Source organism: Nitrobacter sp. 62-13 (genome assembly GCF_001896955.1).
Classification (GTDB): domain Bacteria; phylum Pseudomonadota; class Alphaproteobacteria; order Rhizobiales; family Xanthobacteraceae; genus Nitrobacter.
The window spans coordinates 1-8,879 of sequence record NZ_MKRN01000083.1; the positions used below are offsets into that span (position 1 = coordinate 1).

The window sequence follows — 8,879 nt, forward strand, 5'->3', positions numbered from 1 at the left end:
GTCAGGCGTTGACCGGCGCGATGGACGTGCTCAATCCGCGCGAACGCCGCATCTTCGAGGCGCGCCGCCTCGCCGATGAGCCAATGACGCTGGAGGATCTCGCTGCCGAATTCAACGTATCCCGCGAACGCGTGCGGCAGATCGAGGTCCGCGCCTTCGAGAAGGTGCAATCGGCAGTGAAGACCGCGATCGCACGGCAGGAGCAAGCCGCTCTGGAAGCCGCCCGCTAAACGGCAGTTTTCGCTCTCAGAATCAAGGCCGGCGGCAACGCCGGCCTTTTAATTTGCGGGTAAGAAGGATCGCCGGCCCGGTACGTATTCCGCAAAAGCGATACCGGTTTTGCGATCAGAAATTCCTGCAAGTTTGACGCGCGCATTTCTTGGCGAACCGAACTCACTTGGCCGGAAAATCCTCTCGCAACGCTTACGTTTTCTGATGCAGGACGGCCTGCTCCTGTGGGAAATCAGGCGCAATCGACGGCGCAAAATCGCAGGCCGCATACCGATTTTTGCCCTGGTTCTTGGCCGCGTAAAGGGCTTGATCTGCAACGGCGAGAAGGCGCTCCGAACAGATTCCGATCTCCCGCGTCCACTGGGCAAGCCCGATCGATGCCGCGATCGGGACGTCGGCGCCTGTGCATCCTGCGGCGTCTTCACGACATGCATTCAGGACGCGCTGGGCGATGACTGCCCCCTCGCGTAGCGCTGTCGCCGGCAAGAGAATGCAAAACTCGTCGCCACCGGTCCGCGCCAGCAGGTCACCCGGCCGCAACTGCATCTGCGCCATCAACGTGAAATGCCGGAGGCAGGCATCCCCTGCGGCATGACCGTGCGTGTCGTTGATTTCCTTGAAGCCGTCGAGGTCGACCACGAGGAGGACGAAAGTTTCGTCGCTCCGCTGCGACATCGCGCATGCCTCCTCCAGTTGGCTCAGCAACTGCCGCCGGTTGGCGACGCCGGTGAGGTCGTCCACCAGCGCAAGATCGACAACTTCGTTGCGCAGCCGATCGATCGCCATCAGCAAAAAACCGAAATTCCAGGTCATCGACAGGAATACGAGAACGATCAACAACGCGGCCTGAAGGCTGCTGAAGTTAACATATGATACTCCGCCGCCGATATTGAGAAATCCGCAAACGGACCTGATCACGCCGATGCAAATGATGAGCACCCCGACGATACCCGCGAGCTGAGCTCCTGAATTGATGCGACCGTCCTCGCGCGACAGTACCAGCTTCAGCGTCATGCCGATCGGCGTCGCCTGACCCATCGAATAAATAAAGACGCGCAGCCGCACCTCGTCGTGTACGTACAGAAAGAAAGCGAGTCCCGCGATGCTCGTTCCGACGATGACAATCGTGGCTTTCCAGGAGACGGGCCGGTCGTAGAAGCGTTGGATTCCCATCGTGCAAAGGCAGATCGCGAAAATCAATCCACCGCCGCCAAGTAGAAGCGGCAGCATTGAATCCAACGGGCCACGCAGCATGGCTAGTGCGGCGAAAAAGGCGGCGGCGAAGGCGGCCGCGGCCCAATATCGCGCGGCGACAAGCGTCGGATAGCTCCGCACGACGTAGGTCCAGACCAGACCCAGCGCCAGGAAGTTCACCACGAACACCACCCACAGCGTCGGTACGCTCAGCATCGCGAGTTCAGAGCGTCTCCGCCCGGCCTCCTCTTCGTGTCCCGGCTTTTCCCGTCGTCCGGCCAGCGTGCAGTCGCACCGCTTAACGGAACCTCACCGCAGCGAAACGACCCTATGCCGTGGTTTTGAAACCATGAATGCCGCACACCGTTCCCTCTCTCCCGACAACCCGGTCGAGCCGGCGGTCTCTCGCGACTCGCTATATCGGTCGGCGCGGAAAACGCGGTCGCCACGCACAACACCTGTGGATAAGGGGATGGAGGCTGCGTGACACCGCGAGGACAGGTTGACCCGAATCTGTTCGGATCGCCATCCGAGGCTGTTGCGAGGATGACCCTCCGCCGAGCACGCCTCGAAGTCGCGCTTCAACCATTTAACCCTAAGAGGATATTATGGCTAAGAAAGCGAAAAAGAAGACGGCGAAGAAGACGGTGAAGAAGGCCAAAAAGGCCGCGAAGAAAAAGAAGTAGTATTTTCTTAAAGGCTTGGGCGTGGTTCGCTGCGCCCGGGCCTTCGATGACGGCGGCGCGTGAGACGACAGATTCGCGTGCGGGTTTCTTCTCGGATCAGGGCAGCCGAGCGATCAAGACCACTTCGGCCCGCTTTTCATGCTAACCGCGTTTCAGCGCTAGGCCGGCGGCGGCGGGGACAACGCGCCAACTGCAAATTTGCACGGCCTGATCATAGACCTCCTGGCGCTCCCGCCGCATAGTCAAAGCCGCTTTCATCCCGGTCTGCAAATTTTTTCATCAAGAGGTCCGATCCATGCCGCGCCTGGCTCTCGCTGTTGCCGCTGCCCTCGTCATCTACCTGCTTCCTGGTCCGACGACGCCGGCGGCAGCGGCGGCCGGCGCTGGCGCCAAATCGCACGATTATCCCGGCATCGGCCGCTTCAAGGGCAGCGTCATCACCGGCTATGACGTCAAGGATTTCGACGCCGCAAACCTCCAGGCCGCGCCGTTCAAGGACGGCAAGGCCACTGACCCGCGCAGGGTGGAAGGCCGCATTTCCCGTATCGCCTACCGCACGGGGCCCGGCCCCTCGATCCTGGAAGTGTCCCGCAATTTCGAGAACCAACTGGCAAACGCCGGTTTCGAGACGCTGCTCGCATGCGACGTCGACGCCTGCGGCGGAATTCCCTTCACCGAGGCGATCGACGTGCTGCCCATACCGCAGATGTGGGTCGACGGCTTCAACTACCGCTACTATGCCGGCCGGAAGGTCGAGAACGGGCGCGAGACCTATGCCAGCGTGCTGGTCAGCAAGAACAACGACGACGTCGTCGCGCAACTCACCGTCGCCGAACGCGACGCGATGCAGAACAAGATGGTCGATGCCGCCGCAATGGCCAAGGGGCTCGGCGAGACCGGTCACATCGCGCTTTATGGACTTTATTTCGACACCGACAAGGCCGTGATCAAACCGGAAAGCCGGCCGACCCTCGACCAGATCGCGAAACTCCTGAGCGGTCAGCCCGGTCTCAACGTCTATATCGTCGGCCATACCGACAGCCAGGGCAAGCCGGCCTACAATCTCGACCTGTCGCGCCGCCGCGCCGAGGCGGTGGCCGAGGATCTCGCGCGCAATTACGGAATCGCCAAGACCAGGCTCAGCACCGCCGGCGTCGGCTTGCTCGCGCCGGTCGGCTCCAACGCCACCGAAGCGGGCCGCGCGCTCAATCGCCGGGTCGAACTGGTACAGCCGTAGAGCTATCCGGCTTTTGATGGAATCAAGGCCGGGCTCCATTTCTTTTGTTTTACGCGTTTTCTTGGCGCGAACCGGATATCGGCTTCGCTCGAAAACGCCATGGCGGCCTTACTGCCCGGCCAGCTTGTCGGCGAAATAGCCGATGGTCCTGCGATAGACCTCGGAGCGATTCCACTCCCGCATCGCCTCGAAATTGGCCGAGCCCTGATGATAGTCGCCGCCGGCCTTCCAGCCGTTGGTCCTCAGAAGATTCGCGGTCGAGGCCAGCACGTCCGGCACCGAATGCCGCAGGTCGACGTGACCGTTGCCGTCGTAGTCGACCCCGTACTTGATGTAGGACGACGGCAGGAACTGGGTCTGCCCGATCTCGCCCGCATAGGCGCCGATCATGTCGTTCAGCCGCAGGTCGCCCCGCTGCAGGATCTTGAGCGCAGCCAGCAACTCACGCTGAAACAGATCGCTGCGCCGGCAGTCATGCGCCATGGTCGCAAGCACCCGGAACACCGGCAGCTTGCCCATGTCGCCACGGCCGAAGTCGGTTTCCAGTCCCCAGATCGCGACGAGGATCTCCGGCGGCACGCCGAACTGCTTTTCGATCCGCGACAACAGCGAGGCATGACGCATCAGCATCGCCTTGCCGCCCTTGATGCGGCCGGCGGTGACGCGGGTCGCGGCATATTGCTCGAAACTCTTGCGGAAGGTGCCGCGCTGGCGGCGGTCGAAGTTCAGCACCGCCTGGTCAAGCTGCACGCCGCCGAGCGCCTGCGAAATCACGCCCTGCGAGATGCCGTCGGCCGCCGCCTCCCGCGACATCGCGGCAACGAAGGTGTTGAAGTCGCCACCGCATTGCGCGGCGAAAGCGGCTGTCGATGCGAGGGGTGCGGCGAGAAGGGCGGCGGCGAAGGCGACGGCGAACCGGAGTTTCATTGCAATCCCTTTTTTCTGAATCGACGCCGGTTATAGCATGACTGTGGCGGCGCGATGATTAACGGCGGCGCGCGCGACGCCTAAGCGGGAGGGGGAGCCCGCTCGATTCATGAACCTGCCATGACGTGACGACTTCTGTCGGACCATGAAACGCTCTATTCTCCCCGCATGATGGCAACCGCGCCAGCACCGGAACTGGCACCCGCCGCCGCCTCGACGGCCTATGACCTGTATTACCTCGTAAACGACAAACGCTTTTTCTGGCACGATTTGAACCGCGGCGTGTCGCTGATCGACGGCGGGCGCGACTCCGCGATTCTTTGGCACACCGGAAATGGCGAAGCGGGCCGGCAACTCTGGACCGACATCATCTCGGTGAACTTGACGTCGGGGACCTCCGGAAAAGATGTCGTCAACAACTGCCGGATCGATTTTCGCGGCGGCCGCTTCCTCGTCGTCACCGATGCCGGAACCACCGGCCAGGCCGATCATGCCCGAACGCCGATCTATCGCGATTTCGTCCGCGCGCTGCACAGCCGACTCGCGCTGGCGCCGCCGGGCACCATCCGCTTCTCCGCCGGCATCTCGCAGGCCCGCCATGTCGTGATGCTGACCCTGGCCGCGGTCTCAGGGCTGCTGTTCGTGGCGACGCCTCCGGGGCTCGTGATGATCTTGCGCGAATGGCGCGCGCTCGGCCCGCTGGCCGCCGGCACCAGCTTCATCTGGCCGTTCTGGAAGATGATCAAGGACAACTGGCCGCGAACCTACGATCCGCGTCAGCCGCCGGGCGAACTGATGGACTGAGCGCGTTCGCCGCGGATAGCCGGGCGGCGCCGCACTTTTGTTGCCTTTGCACGCTAAGACTTCCGTCAGAATTTCGACGGATGATAATTGATCCTGCGCAACCTTCGTCCCATCGCCTCGCTGCTGCTCGCCGCGGCGCTACTGCTCACCGGCAACGGCGTGCAGTTCACGCTTTTGCCGCTGCGCGGGCAGGCCGACGGGTTCTCGACCGTCGCACTCGGCGTGATGGGCTCGGCCTACTATGTCGGCTTCGTCGCCGGCTGCCTGTTCGCGCCGCACGTGGTGCTGCGCGTCGGCCACATCCGCACCTTCACCGCGATGGTCGCAGTCGCCGCCGCAACCACGCTTGCCTATGGGTTGATACCGGAGCCGCTGGCATGGAGCCTGTTCCGTCTCCTCACCGGCTTCGCGCTCGCCGGCTTCTATCTCGTGCTCGAGAGCTGGCTCAACGACAGAGCAACCAACGCCACGCGCGGTTTCGTGATGTCGGCCTATGTGATCGTGAACTATCTCGCGGTGGCCGGCGGGCAGTCGCTCATCAATCTCTATCCGATCGAAAGCGACGGCTCGTTCATGCTGGCCGCGATCCTCGCCGCGCTCGCCATCGTGCCGGTGGCGCTGACGCGCTCGGCGCAGCCGGCGCCGGTCACACTGTTTCGCTTGCAGCCGCGTCAGCTCTACGACGCCGCGCCGGTGGCGTTGATCGGCGCGTTCGCCATCGGCATCGCGAATGGGGCATTCTGGGGATTGGCGCCGGTTTCGGCGGCCGGCGCCGGGCTCGATCACGGCGAGGTCGCGCTGTTCATGAGCATCGCTGTGCTTGCCGGCGCGCTGGCGCAATGGCCGGCGGGGCGGCTGTCCGACCGCGTCGACCGCCGCCTGGTGTTGCTGGGGCTGCTGATCGCCGGGGCCGCCGCCAGCGTCGCGATGTGGCTGCTCGCCGCCACCGGGCCCTTGATGCTGGCTTTCGGCTTCCTGTTCGGCGCGCTCGCGTTGCCAGGCTATTCACTCGCTGCCGCACATGCCTATGACAAGACGCCCGCCGAGGACATGGTGGCGACGGCGGCAACCGTGCTGCTCGCCAACGGTCTCGGCTCGGTGATCGGACCGCTTGCTGCAACCGCCTTCATCACGCCCGAGGGACCGCGACGGCTGTTCCTGTTCACCGCTGTTGTCGAGGCCGCGCTCGCGCTCTACGTGCTGTATCGCATGTTGGTGCAGGCGCCGTCGAACATCACCGAGAAGACCAGCTTCGATCTCGTCACCACCGCGCCGGTTGGCGGCGTGGTTACGTCGGACGAACTCGACCCCGCCGATCCGTCCGTCGGTGTGCCGGAAGGCTTTGTGCAGGAGAGCAACGCGGAGAAGGAAGAGAACGCGGAACGGGAATCGGAGCGTGCTGAGCACGCTGTAGAACATGAAAATCAAAAACCGGCCGAGCCGTCTTTCTTTTGATTCTGCAGCCGGATTCCGCGCCGCCGCCCGCGCGATGCAACTTGTAAGCTGCCTCGACATCGCACGGAAATCCGCTATGTTCTTCGCATGATCGAGCCAGCATCCGCCATGGCCTCGACGGCCTATGACCTGTATTACCTGGTGAACGGCGAGCGCTACTTCCGGCGCAATCCAAACCATGGCGTGACGCTGATCGACGCCGGGCGCGAGTCCGCGATTGCCTGGCATCCTGAAGAAGCCGAGACGGTCCGCAGGCTGTGGACCGATATCGTCTCGGTGAACATGACGTCCGCCACATCAGGCAAGGACATCGTCAACAACTGCCGCATCAATTTTCGCGACAGTCATTTTATCGTCGTCACCGACGGCGGCACTACCGGCGAAGTCGATCACGCGCGCACACCGGTCTATCGCGACTTCGTCCGCGCATTGCATCTGCGGCTGACGCAGGCCCCGGCCGGCACCATCGCATTCAATGCCGGCGCGTCCGAAGGGCGCCACAAGGTGATGACGGTCATCGGCCTCATCGCTGCGCTGTTCTTCGTCGGCACGCCGCTCGTATTGGCGTTCGTCGTGCGGGACTGGCGCGTGCTGCTCACGCTCGCGGCCGGCGCGACCTTCGTCTGGCCGTTCTGGAAGGTGATCGAAGCCAATCGCCCGCGCCACTACGACCCGCGCTTTCCGCCAGGTGAGCTGATGGACTGAACAAGCCGAGGTGTCGATCCGGGAACCCGGCTTTCGCGCCCCGTACGCTGCGAGGCGGCATGAAAACCGCTTCGAGAGCGGGCAAAAAAGCGCTATGCTCGATACATGATCGAGCCAGCATCCGCCATGGCCTCGACGGCCTATGACCTGTATTACCTGGTGAACGGCGAGCGCTACTTCCGGCGCAGCGCGAGCCACGGCGTGGCATTGATCGACGCCGGGCGCGACTCGGCCATCGCCTGGCGCAACCAGGCCGGCGAAGCGGGCCGGCAACTCTGGACCGACGTCGTCTCCGTGAATATACCCGATGCCGGCGGCAAGGACGCCGTCGACAAATGCCGCATCGATTTTCGCGGCGGCCGCTTTCTCCTCGTCACCGACGCGGGCATCGACGGCAAGGCCGACCGCGCCCGCAAGCCGGTCTTTCGCGACTTCATCCACGCGCTGCACGAGCGCCTCGCGGACGCGCCGGAAGGCGCCATTCGCTTCACCGCAGGTGTCTCGGCGACCTACCGCAAGGCGATGCTGGCGCTCGGCGTCGTAACGGCACTGCTGTTCGTGGTGACTCCGGCGGTGCTGGTGATCGACCTGCATGAATGGCAGGCGATCGGCCCGCTGACGGCCGGCGCCACGTTCATCTGGCCGTTCTGGAAGAAGATCGGCACCAATCGGACTCACGACTACGACCCGCACGATCCGCCGGCGATTTGATGGAATGATGCCGAACGCCCGGCCCGGCGTTACGCCGCGTGGCGCTGGTGACGGCCTTCGCGCACCTCCTCGATGATCTTGGCGCTGAACGCCTCGAGATCGCCGGGATTGCGCGAGGTGACGACGCCCTCCTCGGTCACGACCTCGCTGTCCTCCCATCGCGCGCCGGCATTGATGACGTCGGTGCGGATCGAGTGATACGAGGTCATGCGGTGGCCCTTGGCGATGCCGGTCTCCACCAGCAGCCAGGGCGCGTGGCATACCGCGGCCACCGTCTTGCCCGATTCGTAGAAGGCCTTGATCAGCGCCAGCGCATCCTTGTCGACGCGCAGCAGATCCGGATTGATCTGCCCGCCGGGCAGCACGATGGCGTCATAGTCATCGGCCTTCGCGGCCGAGAGCGGCTTGTCCACCTTCACCGCGCGGCCCCAGTCCTTCTTGTCCCAGCCCTTGATCTCGCCCGCCTCCGGCGAGACGACATGAACCTCGGCGCCCGCGGCCTTCAGCCGGTCGCGCGGAACCTCGAGTTCCGACTGCTCGAAACCGTTGGTGGCGAGAATGAGAATGCGCTTGCCCTTGAGTTGCTCCGCCATGGCGTGTCTCCGTTCGCATTGCGTGAGCCCGGACAACGGCGCGGCGGAGCGAATGTTTCATGACACAAAAACGGCGGACCTTGCGGCCCGCCGTTCTGCTGGTCGATGGATCGCCGGGCCGCTGCGCAGCAGTTCGTGCTGCACGCGTCCGTGAAGACAGAAGCTAGTTGTCGAGGAACGAACGCAGTTTACGGCTGCGCGACGGATGCTTCAGCTTGCGCAGCGCCTTGGCCTCGATCTGGCGGATGCGTTCGCGCGTCACCGAGAACTGCTGGCCGACTTCCTCCAGCGTGTGGTCGGTGTTCATGCCGATGCCGAAGCGCATGCGCAGCACGC

General features: G+C 63.8%; 10 protein-coding genes. 6 read left to right on the plus strand and 4 right to left on the minus strand.

Annotated features, from left to right (window positions below; translation table 11 throughout):
* Positions 1-230: sigma factor-like helix-turn-helix DNA-binding protein (locus BGN91_RS07755; protein WP_292612000.1), on the plus strand; the 230-nt coding region annotated here is incomplete at its 5' end.
* 193 nt (positions 231-423) lie between these two features.
* Here the strand turns inward: BGN91_RS07755 and BGN91_RS07760 are convergent.
* A complete protein-coding gene (locus BGN91_RS07760) occupies positions 424-1,641 on the minus strand; it encodes a GGDEF domain-containing protein (protein ID WP_292612002.1) in 1,218 nt (405 codons plus the stop codon).
* Positions 1,642-2,406: 765 nt separating this feature from the next.
* Here BGN91_RS07760 and BGN91_RS07765 point away from each other — a divergent pair.
* Entirely contained in the window at positions 2,407-3,348 is a 942-nt protein-coding gene (locus tag BGN91_RS07765) for an OmpA family protein (protein WP_292612004.1), read from the plus strand.
* A 108-nt stretch (positions 3,349-3,456) separates the two neighbouring features.
* Here BGN91_RS07765 and BGN91_RS07770 read toward each other — a convergent pair whose 3' ends face one another.
* Positions 3,457-4,275, minus strand: coding sequence for a lytic murein transglycosylase (locus tag BGN91_RS07770; RefSeq protein ID WP_292612005.1), 819 nt, complete (start codon positions 4,273-4,275; stop codon positions 3,457-3,459).
* 168 nt (positions 4,276-4,443) lie between these two features.
* On the opposite strand from BGN91_RS07770, the gene BGN91_RS07775 reads away from it, so the two are divergent.
* The 4 genes from BGN91_RS07775 to BGN91_RS07790 all read left to right on the plus strand — a co-directional run bounded on the left by BGN91_RS07775 (position 4,444) and on the right by BGN91_RS07790 (position 7,950).
* On the plus strand, positions 4,444-5,079 hold the full coding sequence (locus BGN91_RS07775; protein ID WP_292612007.1) for a hypothetical protein: 636 nt from the start codon (positions 4,444-4,446) through the stop codon (positions 5,077-5,079).
* An 87-nt stretch (positions 5,080-5,166) separates the two neighbouring features.
* Positions 5,167-6,534 (plus strand): MFS transporter, encoded by a 1,368-nt coding sequence (locus tag BGN91_RS07780; protein WP_292612009.1) that lies wholly within the window; start codon positions 5,167-5,169, stop codon positions 6,532-6,534.
* A gap of 87 nt (positions 6,535-6,621) precedes the next feature.
* A complete protein-coding gene (locus BGN91_RS07785; protein ID WP_292612011.1) occupies positions 6,622-7,239 on the plus strand; it encodes a hypothetical protein in 618 nt (205 codons plus the stop codon).
* Positions 7,240-7,365: 126 nt separating this feature from the next.
* Positions 7,366-7,950: a hypothetical protein gene (locus tag BGN91_RS07790; protein WP_292612013.1), complete on the plus strand. Its 585-nt coding sequence runs from the start codon at positions 7,366-7,368 to the stop codon at positions 7,948-7,950.
* A gap of 29 nt (positions 7,951-7,979) precedes the next feature.
* Here BGN91_RS07790 and BGN91_RS07795 read toward each other — a convergent pair whose 3' ends face one another.
* Entirely contained in the window at positions 7,980-8,543 is a 564-nt protein-coding gene (locus tag BGN91_RS07795; RefSeq protein ID WP_292612015.1) for a type 1 glutamine amidotransferase domain-containing protein, read from the minus strand.
* Between the two features lie 163 nt (positions 8,544-8,706).
* On the minus strand, positions 8,707-8,879 hold a 173-nt coding region (locus BGN91_RS07800; protein WP_292612017.1), incomplete at its 5' end, for a sigma factor-like helix-turn-helix DNA-binding protein.

Coding starts and splice junctions, on each gene's coding strand:
- BGN91_RS07760 (WP_292612002.1), bottom strand. CDS start 1,641: ATGCTGAGCGTACCGACGCTGTGGGTGGTGTTCGTGGTGAACTTCCTG.
- BGN91_RS07790 (WP_292612013.1), top strand. CDS start 7,366: ATGGCCTCGACGGCCTATGACCTGTATTACCTGGTGAACGGCGAGCGC.
- BGN91_RS07770 (WP_292612005.1), bottom strand. CDS start 4,275: ATGAAACTCCGGTTCGCCGTCGCCTTCGCCGCCGCCCTTCTCGCCGCA.
- BGN91_RS07795 (WP_292612015.1), bottom strand. CDS start 8,543: ATGGCGGAGCAACTCAAGGGCAAGCGCATTCTCATTCTCGCCACCAAC.
- BGN91_RS07765 (WP_292612004.1), top strand. CDS start 2,407: ATGCCGCGCCTGGCTCTCGCTGTTGCCGCTGCCCTCGTCATCTACCTG.
- BGN91_RS07785 (WP_292612011.1), top strand. CDS start 6,622: ATGATCGAGCCAGCATCCGCCATGGCCTCGACGGCCTATGACCTGTAT.
- BGN91_RS07775 (WP_292612007.1), top strand. CDS start 4,444: ATGATGGCAACCGCGCCAGCACCGGAACTGGCACCCGCCGCCGCCTCG.